The organism is Kitasatospora sp. MAP12-44, assembly GCF_029892095.1.
Lineage (GTDB): Bacteria > Actinomycetota > Actinomycetes > Streptomycetales > Streptomycetaceae > Kitasatospora.
Map to the genome: position 1 here is coordinate 56,139 of NZ_JARZAE010000002.1, position 16,045 is coordinate 72,183.

The 16,045-nt window shown below is 73.0% G+C and carries 22 protein-coding genes; 16 read left to right on the plus strand and 6 right to left on the minus strand.

The window, feature by feature from the left end; translation table 11 throughout:
* The first annotated feature begins 9 nt into the window (after window positions 1-9).
* The 11 genes from P3T34_RS00630 (at window position 10) to P3T34_RS00680 (ending at window position 6,492) form a co-directional block, all read left to right on the plus strand.
* Entirely contained in the window at window positions 10-273 is a 264-nt protein-coding gene (locus P3T34_RS00630; RefSeq protein WP_280663957.1) for a hypothetical protein, read from the plus strand.
* On the plus strand, window positions 245-775 hold the full coding sequence (locus tag P3T34_RS00635) for a DUF6879 family protein (protein WP_280663958.1): 531 nt from the start codon (window positions 245-247) through the stop codon (window positions 773-775). Before P3T34_RS00630 ends, P3T34_RS00635 begins: the two co-directional genes overlap by 29 nt.
* A 27-nt stretch (window positions 776-802) precedes the next feature.
* A complete protein-coding gene (locus tag P3T34_RS00640) occupies window positions 803-1,651 on the plus strand; it encodes a helix-turn-helix transcriptional regulator (RefSeq protein ID WP_280663959.1) in 849 nt (282 codons plus the stop codon).
* Between the two features lie 256 nt (window positions 1,652-1,907).
* Complete coding sequence (locus P3T34_RS00645) at window positions 1,908-2,342, plus strand: ATP-binding protein (protein WP_280663960.1); 435 nt, start codon at window positions 1,908-1,910, stop codon at window positions 2,340-2,342.
* 64 nt (window positions 2,343-2,406) lie between these two features.
* Window positions 2,407-2,556: a hypothetical protein gene (locus P3T34_RS00650; RefSeq protein ID WP_167745251.1), complete on the plus strand. Its 150-nt coding sequence runs from the start codon at window positions 2,407-2,409 to the stop codon at window positions 2,554-2,556.
* Window positions 2,553-3,686, plus strand: a complete 1,134-nt coding sequence (locus P3T34_RS00655; RefSeq protein WP_280663961.1) for a methyltransferase domain-containing protein — start codon at window positions 2,553-2,555, stop codon at window positions 3,684-3,686. Before P3T34_RS00650 ends, P3T34_RS00655 begins: the two co-directional genes overlap by 4 nt.
* Window positions 3,687-3,720: 34 nt before the next feature.
* Window positions 3,721-3,942, plus strand: coding sequence for a DUF6087 family protein (locus tag P3T34_RS00660; RefSeq protein ID WP_280663962.1), 222 nt, complete (start codon window positions 3,721-3,723; stop codon window positions 3,940-3,942).
* A gap of 127 nt (window positions 3,943-4,069) precedes the next feature.
* Window positions 4,070-4,579, plus strand: coding sequence for an HIT family protein (locus P3T34_RS00665; RefSeq protein WP_280663963.1), 510 nt, complete (start codon window positions 4,070-4,072; stop codon window positions 4,577-4,579).
* Window positions 4,580-4,636: 57 nt separating this feature from the next.
* Window positions 4,637-5,038, plus strand: coding sequence for a hypothetical protein (locus P3T34_RS00670; protein ID WP_280663964.1), 402 nt, complete (start codon window positions 4,637-4,639; stop codon window positions 5,036-5,038).
* A gap of 289 nt (window positions 5,039-5,327) precedes the next feature.
* Window positions 5,328-6,059 carry a hypothetical protein gene (locus tag P3T34_RS00675; RefSeq protein WP_280663965.1) on the plus strand — a complete coding sequence of 244 codons (732 nt, stop codon included), beginning with the start codon at window positions 5,328-5,330 and terminating at the stop codon, window positions 6,057-6,059.
* A 208-nt stretch (window positions 6,060-6,267) separates the two neighbouring features.
* The gene (locus tag P3T34_RS00680) at window positions 6,268-6,492 is read left to right on the plus strand and encodes a hypothetical protein (protein ID WP_280663966.1); all 225 of its coding nucleotides are present in this window, start codon (window positions 6,268-6,270) and stop codon (window positions 6,490-6,492) included.
* Between the two features lie 67 nt (window positions 6,493-6,559).
* Here P3T34_RS00680 and P3T34_RS00685 read toward each other — a convergent pair whose 3' ends face one another.
* Entirely contained in the window at window positions 6,560-6,724 is a 165-nt protein-coding gene (locus P3T34_RS00685) for a hypothetical protein (RefSeq protein ID WP_280663967.1), read from the minus strand.
* A 248-nt stretch (window positions 6,725-6,972) separates the two neighbouring features.
* Between P3T34_RS00685 and P3T34_RS00690 the strand changes: the two genes are divergently transcribed.
* The 5 genes from P3T34_RS00690 (at window position 6,973) to P3T34_RS00710 (ending at window position 12,269) form a co-directional block, all read left to right on the plus strand.
* Entirely contained in the window at window positions 6,973-7,611 is a 639-nt protein-coding gene (locus tag P3T34_RS00690; protein WP_280663968.1) for a hypothetical protein, read from the plus strand.
* A 13-nt stretch (window positions 7,612-7,624) separates the two neighbouring features.
* Window positions 7,625-10,147 carry a helix-turn-helix transcriptional regulator gene (locus tag P3T34_RS00695; protein WP_280663969.1) on the plus strand — a complete coding sequence of 841 codons (2,523 nt, stop codon included), beginning with the start codon at window positions 7,625-7,627 and terminating at the stop codon, window positions 10,145-10,147.
* Window positions 10,147-10,689: a hypothetical protein gene (locus tag P3T34_RS00700; RefSeq protein WP_280663970.1), complete on the plus strand. Its 543-nt coding sequence runs from the start codon at window positions 10,147-10,149 to the stop codon at window positions 10,687-10,689. The genes P3T34_RS00695 and P3T34_RS00700 overlap by 1 nt, the downstream gene beginning before the upstream one ends.
* A gap of 291 nt (window positions 10,690-10,980) precedes the next feature.
* The gene (locus P3T34_RS00705; RefSeq protein ID WP_280663971.1) at window positions 10,981-11,238 is read left to right on the plus strand and encodes a hypothetical protein; all 258 of its coding nucleotides are present in this window, start codon (window positions 10,981-10,983) and stop codon (window positions 11,236-11,238) included.
* A gap of 44 nt (window positions 11,239-11,282) precedes the next feature.
* On the plus strand, window positions 11,283-12,269 hold the full coding sequence (locus P3T34_RS00710) for a hypothetical protein (RefSeq protein ID WP_280663972.1): 987 nt from the start codon (window positions 11,283-11,285) through the stop codon (window positions 12,267-12,269).
* A gap of 57 nt (window positions 12,270-12,326) precedes the next feature.
* Here P3T34_RS00710 and P3T34_RS00715 read toward each other — a convergent pair whose 3' ends face one another.
* The 5 genes from P3T34_RS00715 to P3T34_RS00735 form a co-directional block, all read right to left on the minus strand.
* A complete protein-coding gene (locus P3T34_RS00715; RefSeq protein ID WP_280663973.1) occupies window positions 12,327-12,794 on the minus strand; it encodes a hypothetical protein in 468 nt (155 codons plus the stop codon).
* Between the two features lie 294 nt (window positions 12,795-13,088).
* Entirely contained in the window at window positions 13,089-13,400 is a 312-nt protein-coding gene (locus P3T34_RS00720; protein WP_280663974.1) for a hypothetical protein, read from the minus strand.
* Window positions 13,397-13,675, minus strand: coding sequence for a hypothetical protein (locus P3T34_RS00725; protein ID WP_280663975.1), 279 nt, complete (start codon window positions 13,673-13,675; stop codon window positions 13,397-13,399). Before P3T34_RS00725 ends, P3T34_RS00720 begins: the two co-directional genes overlap by 4 nt.
* A gap of 88 nt (window positions 13,676-13,763) precedes the next feature.
* Window positions 13,764-14,159, minus strand: a complete 396-nt coding sequence (locus tag P3T34_RS00730) for a hypothetical protein (RefSeq protein WP_280663976.1) — start codon at window positions 14,157-14,159, stop codon at window positions 13,764-13,766.
* Complete coding sequence (locus P3T34_RS00735; RefSeq protein ID WP_280663977.1) at window positions 14,153-14,821, minus strand: helix-turn-helix domain-containing protein; 669 nt, start codon at window positions 14,819-14,821, stop codon at window positions 14,153-14,155. The genes P3T34_RS00730 and P3T34_RS00735 overlap by 7 nt, the downstream gene beginning before the upstream one ends.
* Window positions 14,822-16,045: the final 1,224 nt, after the last annotated feature.

Sequence of the window (16,045 nt, forward strand, 5' to 3'; positions counted from 1 at the left end):
GAGGGTGTCATGGGGCTAGATTTCATCGGGATCGACCCCGAGACGGGGGACAAGGGCTCGCCCACGGTGTGGCTGGACCGCGCCAAGCGCAGGCTCGTGTTCCAGGGAGTGAAGGCCGAGGAGGACCTGGAGGTCGAGGTCGGCGAGCGGAGCTGGGCACCGGGCCACGAGGCCGGCATCCCGGAGCACGAAGCCGTGGTGTGGATTCCCACCCGGATGATCCCGATCCTGCGAAAGGCATGCGATGACGCAGAGCGCGATGGGCTTCTCTGATCTGCTGGCCGCTGCCCGGCACTCGGCGGTCCACCTGGAGATGCGCGACACCTACGCGGTGGCCGACGAGGCGGAGCGGATCGAGCAGTGGAGGGCCGGGCACCGCCTCGACCCCGCGGACCGCGCGTCGTGGTGGCGGCCGTGGCTGGACACGATCGCCACCACGGTTGCCCGCGGCGTGGTGGTGCGCCGGGCCCGGATCGTCTCCGAGCCCGTCAGCGAGTACACCCGCTACCTGCACTCGATGACCTTCACCAACGTCGCGGCCGGCGAACAGGTCCGCTGGCTGCCGAGGATGCGGGCCTCCACCATCGCGCTGCCCGGCAGCGACTTCTGGCTGTTCGACGGCAAGGCGGTGATGTTCAACCACTTCAACGGCGACGGCGACTGGGCGGACCCGGAGGACACCGTCAGCGACGACCCGGCCGTGGCGAAGCTGTGCGCCGAGGCGTTCGAGACGGTCTGGGAGCGGGCCGTCCCGCACGAGCAGTACGCCGTCTAGCAACGCCGCGCACCGGACGGACAGCCCATGCCCACCTCGCCGCTCTCCAGCGCCCAGGCGGCCCGCGCCGCGCTCGCCGCCCGGCTGCGCGAGCTGATGCTGGACGCCGGGATCGACGGCAAGGAGCTGTCTGCCCGGTGCGGCTGGCACCCCTCGAAGACCTCCCGGATCCTCAGCGGGAAGTCGGCGCCGGCCGAGGATGACCTGCGCGCCTGGTGCACCGCGTGCGACGCCGCCGACCAGGCCGCCGACCTGATCGCCTCCCTGCGCGCGGTGGAACTCATGTACCTGGAGTGGCGCCGCCTGCACCGCACCGGCATGCGCAAGGTCCAAGAAGGCACCCTGACCCTCCACCAGGAGACCGCGGTGTGCCGGGCCTACGTCTCCAACGTCGTCCCGGGCTTCCTCCAGACCACCGCCTATGCCACCGCCCTGATGCGCTCGATCACCGAGTTCCAGGGCACTCCCGACGACGTCGCCGACGCGGTCGCCGCCCGCACCGAACGCGGCCGGCTGCTCCACGACGGCCGCCACCGGTTCGTCATCCTCATCGAGGAGACGGTGCTGCGCTACCGCATCGGTGACGCGGAGACGATGGCCGGCCAGCTCGGCCACCTCCTGGCCGTGATGCCACTGCCGTCGGTCTCCCTCGGGATCATCCCCTTCACCGCGCAGCGCAGGATCTGGCCGCTGGAGGCGTTCTACCTCTTCGACAACGACCATGCCTGCGTGGAGACGCTGACCGCCGAGGTCACCGTGACCCAGCCCCGCGAACTCGCCGACTACCACCGCGCCTTCGCCGAGCTGGCGAAGCTGGCCGTCCACGGTGCGGCGGCCCGGGCGCTGGTCACCACCGCGATCGACACCCTCGGGTGAATCACCGCAATCACCCGCAATCGCGTTGAACGCGCCCGCAGCTACTCCCTACCGTCGAACCGTCGCCCGCCGTGACGGACCGGACACCCGGCCCCGGCGGGCGAACTGGGGCCGCTGCGCCTGCCTGTCCCCCGTCGGGTGGGCGCAGCCGTCACCGCCGACGAGAGAGCGGAGTACCCGCCGTGGCCGCGCACCCCATACCTCGCCCACCGGCCACGGCCGCGCCCGGGCGGCGCCGGCGGGTGCGAGGCGTCTGGTGACCACGACCGTCGAGACCCCGACGCGGCCCCCGGTCGCCGACGCCGCCAGGGCGCTGCTGCCCTACGAGCCGCAGTCCGCTTCGGCGGCCCGGCGCCTGGTACGCACCGCGCTGCGAGCCTGGAGGCTGGAGGACCTTGTCGAGGCCGGCGAACTGATCGTCAGCGAGCTGGCCGGCAACGCCGCGAAGACCGGCTGCCGACGGAAGATGACGGTCACCGTCGAACGGATCACCAACCGGTGCGTGCGGATCAGCGTCCGCGACGGCTCCCGCATCCTGCCGTGCCTGATCGACGCGGGCCCCGCAGCTGAGTCGGGCCGGGGCCTGGCCCTGGTCCACCACCTCACCGGCGACCACTGGGGTGCCACACCGGAGGCGTTCGGCAAGACGGTCCACGCGGATCTGCGCACCCGCTCTCCCGGCCCGGCGTAGCGCAGGCCATCTACTCCTCCCGGGCCCCGGGAGGGCACCATCACAGCGACGGAAGGAGCTCAGCATGGACCACGACGGAGGCCACGGCGGCGGAGGCTCGGGCGGCGGTGGCGGCGAGGGGGACGGGCACCCGGGCACCCCGTGGACGCCGCCCTCGGACCCGCCGAACCCCGACGGCAGCACGCCGCCCGGTGACGGAGGACACCGCAAGTGACCAGCACAGCGCAGAAGGAGGGCCGCCCCTGCTCGGGGCGGCCCGCCCGCCCCTGGGACGCGGCCTTTACCGCAGTTCCCCGCTCCCTGTTCCTGCCTGATCTGATGTGGGCGCACGACCTGGCCACCAACACCAGCCGACCCGTCAGCAGGACTGCCGACCCGGACGGCTGGGCGGCGGCCGCCGCGGCCGACATCCCGATCGTCACGCAGTGGGACGACGGCCGGCACCACGGCGAGCAGCCCGGCAGCGTGCCGACCAGCTCGGCCTCCCAGCCCTCGGTGGTCGCCACGATGCTGGAGCACCTGGGCGTCCAGGCCGGCCAGCGCGTTCTCGAGGTCGGCACCGGCACGGGGTGGAACAGCGCGCTCCTGTCCTACCGGCTCGGCGACGCCAACGTGGTCACCGTCGAGATCGACCCCGACGTCACCGCCCAGGCCCGCACCGCCCTACACAAGGCCGGCTACCGGCCCACCGTGGTCTGCGGCGACGGCGCCGCCGGCTGGCCGCCCGGCGCCCCGTACGACCGGATCGTGGCCACCTGCGCGCTGCGCGAGGTCCCCCACGCCTGGATCCGCCAGGCCCGCCCCGGCGCCCTCATCCTCACCCCCTGGGGCACCCACTACAGCAACCTCGACGCCCTGCTGCGGCTGACGGTCCACGACGACGGCACGACCGCGTCGGGCCGCTTTCTGGAGCCGGTGGAGTTCATGAAGCTGCGCTCCCAGCGCCTCACCTGGCCCGAGCCGCCCGGAGGCGGCGGCGCCCTCGCCGAGGGCAGCACTGTGACCATGCCGCCCGAGCACGGCCGGCATGCCGCCTTCACCTTCCTGATGGGGCTGCTCCTGGACGGCGTCACGCACGCGGTCCAGCCGCACGACGACGGCGCCCGCACCCTGTGGCTGTACTCGTTGACCGAACCGGCCTGGTCGGCGACGACGTTCCGCGACGGCGAGCGCGAGCACCAGGTGCGCCAGTACGGGGCCAGGCGGCTGTGGGAGGAGTTCGAGGCCGCCTACGCCTGGTGGACCGGGGCGGGTCGGCCGGGCCTCGGCCGGTTCGGCCTCACCGTCACCCCGGACGGGCAGCGCCTGTGGCTGGACGACCCCGCCCAGCCCCTGCCACGCTGACCGCACCGACCACCCAGCGAGAGGGGACCGGCCCGTGGACGACGAACCGCTGAGTGAGTGGGCCGCGCGCCGCACCCGGCGCCTGCGTCCGGTCGGAACCCGCCGGGTCGTCAGCACGGCCGCCGCGCACATCGACCCCGCTGCCCCTCGGCTGCTTCAGGAGTGGGACGGGCATGCCTGGGTGGCGCTGGCGCTCACCGACGAACCACCAACGACCGCGGTGGCGACCGGCCCCGGCCGCCACCGCCGACCCTGACCCCCGCACCGACCACACCACCCGCCCGATCCACGACGGCCGCGCGGGCCTGATCCGCCGCCGGCCCGCTCGAAGCCGACGCCACGCGCCGACCCGCCGTCCGGCGGGGAGCGGAGGAGGGAACCGTATGGAACGGCAGCCGATGGACCTGGCCACCTACAGCGAGCAGGCCCAGCACGGGCCCTGCTTCATCTGCCGCCTGGTGGCCGGCGACCCGGCCTACGCGCACGAGGTCGTCTACGAGACCGAGGAGCACCTGGCCTTCCTCGACAAGTGGCCGGTCCTGCCCGGCAAGCTCCTGGTCGTCCCCAAGCGGCACCTGGAGCACGTCGTCTCCGACCTGAGCGAGCTGGACTACCTCGCCATGATGACCACCGTGCGGCTGGTCGCCCTGGCCGCCGAGGACGTCCTCGGCGGCGAGCGCACCTACCTGTTCTCCCTCGGCTCCCAGGCCGGCAACGCCCACCTGCACTGGCACATCGCCCGCCTGCCCCACGGCGTGCCCTACGAGCAGCAGCAGTTCGATGCGCTCGCCCTCACCAACGGCGTCCTCGCCTACACCGACACCGAGCGCGCCGGCCTCGCCGACCGGCTGCGCCGGGCCATCACCGCTCGCACGGCGCGGTTGTCTGACTAGTGCGCCGCCCGGCGAGCCGTCGCCGTCGACCGGCGCGGTGCGTGGCTAGCTGGCCCCATGCACGACATCATGGCGGTCATCAAGTTCCGCAACAGGCTCGGAGACCTCGTATACGAGCGGTTCGGGCAGACGGAGCCCCCGTCGTACCGGGCGGCGATCGGGGTCGCCAACCTGCTTGCCGAGCTCCTTCCGGCCGACATGCTCGCGACGTTCTTCCGGGTCGCGTTGAAGGCTGCCGACGAAGTCGCGAAGCCCGGCCGTCCCGTGGGCTGGTCCTTCGACGGTCACTTCGGCCGCAAGCTCAGCCAGGCGTTCGGCGGATTCGACAAGCACCCGGGCCTGCGCGAGGCCCAGGTGGTGGGGCGGATCCTGCCGGATCTGCTCGCGCAGGAGTTCGCGGCCTTCATCCGTCTCGCCCAGAGCGCCCTGGAGCAGACCGCGGCTCTCCCCACCAGCTAGCGGCGGACCCGGCCCGCCGGCGGATCCCGCAGCCGCCCGTACCCACCGCTCCCGCCGTTCGTTGACCAATCCGAGCGCCCCGACCAGGGCGCGCGGCTGCGCCTGCTCCACCGCCCGGCACGTACACCCCCACGGGCCCGGGCCCGCAGCGTCGCCACTTCGGGGCGGCCGGCTCGTACACACCGGCCGCCCCTCGCCGTGTCCTGCGACGCCTGCGGGCGTTGTCCGTGGAGGACTGGCGGGCAGCCGATGGGTGCGGCCCGCCACCGCGAGCGATTCGAGGACGACCATGGCAGGGTCCAAGCGCGGCAGGAACAGCAAGGCCGGCAAGGCGAAGACGAGCAGGGACAGTCGGCGCCGCGCCGCTGCACGGAGTCAGCCGGGGTCGAGCGAGTGGTTCGGCAGCAGCGCACACAGTGAGCAGGGCCTGATGCATCTCGACGTCCGCGCCGCCGGGAACGGGCTGCTGATCACCGCGTCCCCGGCCGAGGCGGGCGACCGCACCGAGGCGTGGCAGCTGCGCCTGCGCAACGACGACGGCGGCAAGGGCCTGCGCGAGCTCGCGGCCGCGTTCCGCGACGGCACCCAGCATGCCCTGGGAGGAGGTGCCGACCGGTGGTTGGCGTTCTTTCCCGACCCCCAGCAGCCCGGGGTCGGCTCCCTGGTCAGTGCTCGGCCCGGCCCGGATCCCGAGGGCCCCGCGGAGATCCTGCGGCGCGCCGATCGGCCGCTGACGCTGTGGGAGGAGGCCGGCATCGCGATGGACGGGATCATCGCGGGCCTGGACACCAGCCTGCTGCCCGAGCAGTGGGAACCCGAGGACGCCCTGGGCTGCCCCGGCTGCCTGCGCCCCGTCTACGACAGCACGGCGGCCATCGGAACCCTCCTCGGCGCCGGGATGCCGGTCCCCGGGCTGTGCCGGTTCTGCGTGAGCGGGCAGACGCTGCGCACCGTGCGTCAGGCGGGCCTGGCGATCCCCGCGCAGCAGCGCGCCGTTCTGGAGGCGCTGGCAGGCGCCTGACGGACCGCTTCGTGTCGGCCCCGGCACCGCCACAGTGGCGCCGGGGCCCGGTCGTGTCCGGCGCCATTATCGGTTCGGATATTGCGTGCCTGATGGTTGAGGAACCCCAGGTCATAGACGTTTCCGCACTCGGGTCCTGTCTCACGGACTGCGAGCACTTCGAAGGGGTGGCAGGCGAAAACCCATCCTCGATTCGAAGGAGGGCGTCATGACGCTCCTTCAGTCCCTTCTGCAGTTCCTCGCCGAAGCCGGCGCCGATCCGGCCGGCCCGCAGGCCCGCCAGCTCGCCGTCGCCGTCGGCACCGTCGGTGGCATCGCCAAGGGCGTGGCCAACACGGTCGGCGCCGTCCGCTCGCTGCGCCACCGCAAGGACGAGGGGGCCCTGGTCTGCTGCGGTGCGTGCCTGGCCTGCTCGCAGGCCCGCGCCGAGTAGTCGCGGGGCGGGAAACGGTTCGGCCCGGCCACCAGGTGGTGGCCGGGCCGAACCGCGCGGGCGGGTCTCAGACCTTGCGCATGACGAACGCGACGGCGCCGGTCAGCGCCGCCAGCTGGGGCGCGCTCAGGCCGAGCACGCGTGCCTGGCTCTTGGCCACGTTGCTGATCACGTAACCGCCGACCAGGGCCGCGCCGAGCATGACCACGGCCTTCTGCTGTCTTCCCGTCATCTCCTTCACCTCCTTCCGCCGGTGTCGGTGCTGGTAACCCGTCAGCTTCGCACCCGGCACTGACAACGGCCGCCTCGCTGATCGGGCTGACCCACCACCGCGGTCAGGTGGTGGCGCCGCGTCGGCGGATCTCCCGGCCCACGACGTCGCGCCGGCAGCCCATCCGCGTCGGACACTCAAAAGAGAGTTGACTCGCAAAGTGGACAGGCGTAGTGTTTGGGCACCATCTACTATTTGGGAGTGATTTCGTGAGGATCAGCATCGGGGGCGAGCGGGTCGAGGTGCCCGACGACCTGGCCCTCGCCCTGCTCGCGGCGCTGCGCGGCGACCGGCTGGTGGAGCCGCCGCAGGCCGCCGAGTTCGAGGACCTGACCGCCCTGGTCGCCTGCATCAGCCGCGTCACGCAGCACCTGACCGTGGTCAAGGAACTGGCGATGTCCCGCGCGGACGCCACCGGCGGCTACTCCAACCGGCGCGCCCTGGGCATGGCGGCCGCCATGGCTCCCTCCCAGCTGGGCCGGGTGCTGGAGGGTCACGGGCTGCCGCGCGACCGCCGTGCCGGCGGCGTGGACCTGGCCGTGGCGTTCCGCACTGTCGACGACGGCGTGCTGCACCTGGCCGCCGAGCCGGAAGTGGCCAACCTGCCCTCGTTCACCCTGCCGTTCAACCCCGCGCAGGGAGTGGTGGAGCCGACGAAGTTCGCCGGCCGGGAGCTCCGCTTCTACTACCGCCCCCAGGTCCCGATCGCGGTGGCCGACCTCGGGCGCACCGCCGGCTACACCCTGCGCCCCGCCGAGCAGAACCTGATCGCCTGCCTCACCGAGCCGGTCTTCGACGCCCTGTTCGGCGACCCGCGGATCGACCCGACCCGACCCACCGGACGCTGAGGAGAGCCACCCGATGTCCGACGAACTCTTCGACTCCGTCGACGCCCTGCTGGCGGCCGTGAACACCGGACTGCCCGCTCCGACGGAGCGGGCACGGCTGCGCCTGGCGGCCGGGCTTACCCCGGCGCAGATCGGTGCGGCCCTGCGGGTGAACTCCGCTCTGGTCAAGGGCTGGGAGGACGGGTCCGTTGTCCCGTCGGCGGACATCGCCCCGGCCTACGCGCGGCTGCTCGCGGGCCTGGCGGAGCGCTTCCCCGCCCCTGAGCAGCCCCCCGCCGCCCCGGCTCCGGCCGTGCCGCAGGCGTTCGTCGGTCCGGCGTCCGAGCAGCAGCCCGTTGAGGCGTCCGCGGTCCCGATGCTCGATCAGAACGCGGACGGCTCGCTGGTGATGCGCGAGGCGATGCCGTGCGTGCAGTGCGGCAACCCGTCGGTCTACCGTGCCCAGGGCCGCCCGATGCACCTGGGGGGCTTCTGCCGTCCCGATCCGGTCGTCACCGCCACCCCGGCGTCGGCAACCGAGCAGCAGCCGGCCCCCGCCCCGGCAGTCCAGGCCCCGGCCGCCCCCGCGCCCGTCACCGCTGCGCCGGTCCAGCCCGCCGCCGCTGCGGAGCCCGTCACCGCAGTTGCGCCGCCGACGCCCGCTCCGATCGCCTCGGCGCCGGTCCAGCCCGTGCCCACCGCGGCTCCGGCGACTGGTCGGCGCTCCGCACCGTCCCGCACCCCGAACCGTCCCGCTGCGGCGCGTCCCTCGGCTCCCGCTGGCGCGACTGCTGCTGCCCGGTGGTGGCCGGCGGTCGCGCTGGACGTCGCGCCGGAGGGTGGCTGGCTGCTGGACGTCCCGCAGATTCCGGCCCCGGCCGGAACCAAGCTGGGCGACTGGTTCGCGTGGCTGGGCACCGGTCTGCCGTTGCGCGTCGAGCGGGCGCATGCGGCCGGGCGTGGCGGCGACGGCATGGTGTGCCTGAGCGCCGCCGCGCTCAAGCAACTCGGGCTCCCGGCTGCACTGCCGACGACCGAGAAGGCCCTGGCGGCGCTCCAGACCAAGCTGGTGAAGGCCGCCGCGACGGTGGGCATGGAGATCAGCGACCAGATCGGTCCGAGCTTCCACGTCTTCCGCCGCAAGGGGTCGGCTGGCGGCCCGAGGACCTCGGTCCGCGTCACGGTCGCGCCGTGGCTGGGCCAGGGCGACTCCCGCCAGCAGGCCACCAGCGCCCTGGCCGCCCCGCTGGCCACCGCGCCCGACGGCACCAAGGACGCGCCCACACTCGCGCGCCGCTACCGGGCCTTTACCGCCGACCTGGGCGTCGCGCCGGGTGCGTCGACGGCCTCCACCGGGATGCTGCTTCTGGACGCGGTGCGCCCGCGGGTGGAGTGGGTCAAGGACGAGGCGACGGGGGAGTGGTCCTCACACCTGCGCGAGGGCGCCCTGCCAGCCGGGGACCTGTGCGTGCCGCCGGCCGCCGGGGCCCGGCACCCGCTCACCCGCAAGCTGCTCTCGCGCGGTGAGACGGTGTGCGAGGAGGAGGACTACAAGTGGTGGGCCCGCGACCTCACCACGGGGGAGGCGGGGCAGGCGTTCGCGGTCGCGGTCGACGTCTGCGCGTCCTACCTGTCGGTCACCGAGTCCCTGCGCCTGCCCGTCGGCCCGGCCGAGTACGTGGAGGCCCCGGTGTGGGACGGCGGCAAGACCGCCGGCATCTGGTGGTGCGACTTCACCACCACGGCGGTGGACGAGCTGCTGCCGCACCCGGCCACCTTCCACGGCCGCCCGCCGACCGGGCCCAGCTGGTACGCCACCCCAACCGTCGCCTACATGATCTCCACCTACGGCTTCGACCCGGCGACCATCACCGCCGCCTACCTGTCCACGCACACCGCGCCGCTGCTCAAGGAGTGGACCGGCCGCATCCGGGGCGGGTACAAGCGCACCTACGCCGTGCTGGGCCTGACCGACGGCCAGAGCCCCGAGGAGTTCCTCGCCGCCTACGCCGTGCACAAGGACGTCGGCACCGACGCGGAGCGCGCGGACGCCCTGGTCCTGGCCGGGCTCTACAAGTCCGTCTACAAGGGCGGGATCGGCAAGTGGGCCGACTCCGCCCGCCACCTCGACGACGCCACCTGGCTGGAGAAAATCGCCGCAGCCTGGTCCTACAACCCCCTCCTGCGGTTCACCATCGTCGCCACCGCCCGCATCGCCGCCCACCGCCGCCTGCGCAAGACCCTCCAGCTCACCGGACGGGCCCCCTTCGCGGTCAACCGCGACTCCTACCTCTACGCCACCGACGCCACCTCCCCGCTGGAGCTCCTGCCGGTCAAGGACGACGGCACCCCCGTCCCCGGGGCGCTGCGCCTGGGCATCGCCCCGGGCAGCCACAAGCACGAGTCCTCGATCCCCTTGCACGCGGTGGTCGAGGCGATGGGGCGCCGTGAGCACCCCTCCAAGCTGGTCCACCACTACACCACCGACGGCACCCCGATCGACCAGGAACAGACCGGTGCCGGTACCGGCAACGACGATGAGGAAGGCGGGAACTGATGGCGGGCAAGGGGTTGTTCGGGCGGGTGCGGGAGGCACTGTTCCCCTCGCGGAAGGCGCCGGTGCAGTCCACGACGCAGGCCGGGCAGGTGCGGGACCGCAAGTACGGCGGCAACACCAAGGCGATGGCCGCGGCCTACGGCGTCGCGCCGCGCACGGTGCTGCGCTGGATCGACGGCTCCCGCCACCCCGTCGAGCACCAGGAGCGGCTGCAGCGCGAGGCGGTCGACGTGCAGACCACCGAGCGTGGCCGGGAGCGCAAGGCCAAGCAGCTCGCGCAGCGCGGCACCGTCTCCGGGATCGGGGCCCGGGTCGGCCGCGCCGTGAGCTTCGAGATCCGCGGCTCGGACGCCGTCCGGGCCCGCGACATCCACCTCGACCTCTCGGGCGAGCAGGCCGCCGCCCTGGCCCTCGCCGAAGACGAGGACGAGGTGCGGCAGATCGTCGGCCAGGCCCTCGCGGACTACTTCAACGGCGGCCCCTACGGCGGATTCTCGTCCGACGACTTCGAGTTCGATCCCAACGACTTCGACCTGAGCTGATCCGACCACCGGAACCGCTCAACTGGCTTACTCAGAAGACTAGTTCGGGATCGGCGCCGCCCAAGAGGCGGCGCCGACCCGATCGGCGGGCGGCACCGCGACCGGTCCGACCGCGACCAGCTCACCAGGGCCACGGAGGAGCAATCCAGCCCGGGAGCGGCGCCCCCGAGCGCAGTAGAATTTCCGAACCGAATTCACAGCAGCACCCGGAACCAGCAGTCCGAAATAATTCCCGAACCATGTGACCGCAGAAAACCCGACTGGAATTCCCAAGAACAGGACGGAGCCGCGATGACGCACGACGGCCACCCGGACGGCCACGGCCAGGGCGACGCCGCCCAGGAAATCGACGACCTCGAAGCGGCGTGGGCGCTGACGCCGGCGCGGTGGCGCTGCGCCCACTGCGGGGACCGGATCACCGGGGAGGGCCACACCTGGTTCGGGCCGCTGCCCGAGCCCGGCCAGGACAGCGACGCGCTACCGCGGTTCCACATCGACCGCGACGGGTGCCGGGCCGCAGGCGGCTGGCCGCCGATGGCCACCCGGTAGCCCGTCCCAACCACCCCGCGTCCCACCACTTCGAGAGGACGGCCATGACCACCCACACCACCCGCCCCGACCCCACGCCCGCGCGACTGGAGCTGACCGCCTCCCCCAGCCGACCCGCGCCCGCCGACCGGGACCTGGGCCGGGCGATCCTGGACTCGCCGCTGGTGCGCGGCGCGATCTGGCTGCGCTGGACCGGCGACGACGGCATCCGCACCCTGCACCACGGCGCCGGGCTCGCCCGCGGCTGGACCGAGCGCGACGTCGACGGCCTGGACGGCTGGGTGGCCCTGGTCGAGGGCCGGATCGTCCTCGGCGCCGGCCCGGACGGCCAGCTGCAGCCCGTCATGCACGCCGAGGCATGGGAGGCCGGATCGACCCTGCACGCCGCCCTCGCCCAGCACCCCGCCCGTCCCGACCACGGCCGGGACGAGGAAGAGCCCGACGACCAGGAGCACGGGCTGCTCGGCGACGTCCGCCACCGGGTCCGCCGCCAGGCGGCCGGGACGACCCTGGAGGCCATCGAGCGGGCCCTGGAACAGGCCCGGTTCGAGGAACGCTGCGCCGACCGGCACGCCGACGCCGGGGACGAGGCCGCCTTCGTCATCGCGGCCAACGCCCTGGCCGAGTGGCAGCGCGTGTACGACCACACCGCCCAGGCCGGCGTCGAGCGCTACGACCCCGACCACGACACCGTTCTCCAGCACGCGCTGCGTGCCGAACGCCACCGGCAGGACGTCGCCGCGTGCGCCCGCGAAGCCGCCCACCGAGCCCAACAGGTCACCGACACCGCCCACCGCCGCCTCGCCGGCACCGCCGCCCAGCCCCTCTACACCGCCCTCGAGCGCGCCGGCCTCCACGCGCTCACCGACGACGACCACCAGGCCGTCCGCGACCTCACCCAGAACCTCGACCCCGCCACGCTGCGCCAGGTCGCGAACTGGCTGGAGCGCACCCGCACCGCGGCCCTCGCCCTGCGCGGCGTTGAGACGGGTCCGCCCGCCCGACCTGTCGTGCGGCGCAGCCGGTTCTGACAAGTCGCAAGGCGCCGGCCACCTGGTGGTGGCCGGCGCCTTGCGTTGTGCGTGCCGTCAGTACCCGCTCCCGTAGAGGTGCTTGTCCCACTGACCGGGCCAGACCCACTCGTACATCACCCGCCGCGCCCAGTAGCACCGGTTGATGCCGCGCAGGTGCTCGTCGTAGGACTCGGGCGGGTTCTTCGACAGCTCGTTCCAGCGGTCCAGCCAGTACCCATCTGCCTGGCGGAACGCGAAAGTTCCCCGGGCCTTCCGCAGGTTGGCGAACGTCGTGGAGGCCTCGACCTCCCGCTGGAGTTCCAGGTACAGGCTGCGCCGCCGCGGGTGGGTGGTCTGCTCGGCGAGGTCGCCGAGCGCGGCGACGATCGTCGCCCGTCCCTCGGCGAGGATCTCCTCGGCGGTCGGGGGCGGCGGCAGGAGGGAGGGCCGCTTGCGGACGGCGGCGACGGCGGCCTGGTGGCTCCCGCCGGCCTCGGCGACCCGGGCCCGGGCGGCGTTCTTCCGGGCGTGGTTCTTGACCATCGGGTGTCCTTGCTGGTGGCCGGCCCGCGATCCGGGCCACTGGACGGCACCGGGACAGTCTGCTGCGAAGCGGGCGTTGATGCGGGGCACCGTCAGGACGTTGGTGCTGCCGGTCGCGGCCGTCAGCGGTCCGGGACCGACACACCGCACGGCCCGCCAGCAGGGTACCGGGACGGCCAGCACCGCCGGGCCAACCTCGCCGGTGGCGCGCTGTCAGCTGATCGGAGCGGCCGGTCCCGCCTGGGGCCCGGGCGTGAAGCCGGCGGGCCCCTGAGCCGCCCCGGCGCGGCCGCGCTACGCGACGCCGGGGACGACCTGGCCGCCGACGATGTGGATTCGGGCGGCCCGGGCATGGCCGTCGCAGACGATGTACCGGCCACCGTCACCGGCCTGGACAGTGTGGGTGGCCGGCTCCACGCAGGCCGCGTCCATCCGGTCGTACGGCCACGAGTTCAGGCAGAACGGGTCCATGCACCAGGTCCCCCGCTCGACGTTCGAGGCCAGGGTGGCACCGTGTTCCGGGCACACACCCCACGGCACCGAGCAGCGGCTCGGTACCCGGACGCTCTGCTGCTGCGCCTGCTCGTAGGCGGTGGTGTCGGTCATGCCGGGACGCCAGCCGGATTGGCCGGGTCGGGGAGGGAAGTGAGGTCGTCGGCCAGCTCCTCCACCCGCACGATCCGGTACAGCCCCACCCCGTAGAGGCTCCGCTCGCCGCCCCGCTCGTACTTCCGACGGGTCAGCCGCAGTGCTTCCTCCACTGAGCTGGCGAAGGCGTAGGTGGTGATCGTGGCCACCCCGGGATGCTCGTCGTTCACGCGGTGCGCCACGACCTGGTAGTTCCGCTTCTCCGGGCCGCCCTGGGCCGCTGGCTGCTCCATGCTCCACTCCCCATCCGTTTGGCCTGCGGGGTTCCCCAGGAGGGGAACGATGTACGCGGGCCCGGGGTACCGGGCCCGCGGCCCGGCCTTACGCGGTCTGCCGGGTGGGCACCGCGGTCAGGTGCCGTACGGGGGCCGGCACCGCGGGCTCGGGCAGTTCCCCGTTCCGGATGGCCAGCACGGCCTTCTCGATCGCCGCCTCGAGCTGCTCCGTGGTGGAGTAGCCGGCGAACAGCGGGTGGATCTGGTAGCTGCGGTAGCGGCCGTCGGGGCGCAGGACGACGTGCCGCTCCACAAGCTGGTTCATCGCGATGGACGTGCGGTTCTTGCTCAGTCCCACCAGGGCCGCCAGCTCGGCCTGTGAGGCGTTGACCTCGCCTCCGGGGTGCTGGACGTCCATCATCGCGCTCAGGAGGTCGTAGGAGGCCTTGGAGAGCTCCAGACGGTGCAGCTGCGCGAAGCCGAGGTGTGCCTGGATCAGCATGCCTGTTCCTCCACCACATCGTCGTTGTCGCCGAACGTCAGCTGCCGGGTGCGCGGCGGTGGCGCCTTCGGCGGCGTGAAGCTCGGAAACAGCTCCAGCGCCGCCGTCTTCACCTCATCCTCGTGCATCTGCGGGAAGTGTCGCCGAAGGGCGGCCTTGGCGTCACCACGCAGCTGCTCCAGCGCCTCCTCCTGGAGGTCGCCGTTGCCCATGAAGCAGATCAGCGGGTTCACCACGAGCAGCGAGTTCGCCCGGCGCTGGATCATGTGCCAGCCCTCCAGCGTGCCCAGGGCCCGGGTGACGTTCGCCCGCTCGATCCCCAGGTGCACCGCGATCTTCGCGTGGGTGATCCGCAACCGCCCCTCGCGCTGGCGGCCCATGCAGAACACCAGCACCGCCGACTGCGCAGGCGACATCCCGTGCCGGGCGATCAGCACCGCCAGCACCTCGGACAGGAACTCGTTGCTGACCTGGCTGTAGCCCTTGCGCCCGTACACCTTGTGCGGGGCCCGGTAGGTCCAGTCGACCTTCGCCGACCGGACCGGCCGGCCCGGCGCCGGAGGCCGCTGCTCCATCGCCTTGGCGAAGCTGTCCGCCAAGGACGTCGACTGCGGCTCCGTCGCCGGGGGCTTCCCGGCCGAGCTGCGCCTTGCCTGGGGCACGCTGGACTCCGCTTCCTCGGTCTTGCTTCCGTCGCCCGGCACCCTAGCCGAGATTGTCCCCGTGAGGGTGGAGCTTTGTCCCCGTCGGCGTGGCCCCCTGGTGTCGGGGGCAACACAAGGGGTGGGTACGTGTTTCCGTCAGGACCGCCACTGAGCTGCCGAATCACATTTGTCCCTCTTCGCGGGGCCAAATTCGGACCGGCGGTGCCTTCCACAGCACAAACCCGCAGGTCAATGTGTCAGAACCAACACATCGCCTCTGACAAACCCCCAGGTCAGAGCCCCAATCACCGCAGCGCCCTCTTATCAGTAAGACGCGCGCACGCGCGAGGCTCAGCCACCACGCCCCGGCCACGGCGAACCGCTCTGTTCGCGGGTGCCGGCCGCACCGGGCGGCATCGGCCTGCGGCCGATCCGGCAGTGCCGCGCCCGCTTCGCTGCGTCTGGCCGAACGGCGGCTGGACTGCCCTTCCGCCCGACGTGCTGGGCTTCCAGCCGCGCGGAAGCCCCGGCGGGGGCTCCTCCGGACCCCGCCCCCGCCGGATCCGTTCACCGGCTGACCACCGCCGCCCAAGAGCCGGCTCCGCTGCTCCACCAGCCGGAACCGGTAGGCGATGGCTGGCCTCACGGAATTCACCGCCATCAATCTTCCGCCTTTCTATCCCGCATTCCCTTTACTTCTCCCGCCCGAAAATAGGCCAACAATGGCGGTCGATCCGGGCCTTTTTCGAGGTGCCTCGGAGCCTTGCCATGAGCCCAGAGCCTAGCGGGCTTCTGTCTTTGATGCACGAGAACGGGCGAAGCCCACCCCTCCACCACCCCAACGAGTGACCCCACCCCATGACCACCCATCACCCAACCACCCCCCAAGGCGCGAAGCGCCCCCACCCACCACCCCAGCCAGCCCGGGCGAAGCCCGGCACCCACCCCCACCCCACCAAGGGCCGAAGGCCCCACCCTGACACCCACCCAACTCCGCAGCGAAGCGCGGAGTTGACCCCCCACCACCCAAGCCCGCGCAGCGCCCGCAACCCCTCCCGATCGGGCGCAGCCCGATCCGGCCGGCGCAGCCGGCCCGCTGCCCGCGCACCGCGCGGGCCAGCCCTCGGCGAAGCCGAGGGCCCCCGGCCAAAGGCCGGGGCAGTACCGGCGCCGAAGGCGCCGCGCAGCGCCGAAGGCGCAAGCAACCCGGGCCGAAGGCCCGTGGTTACCCGGCGTAGCCGG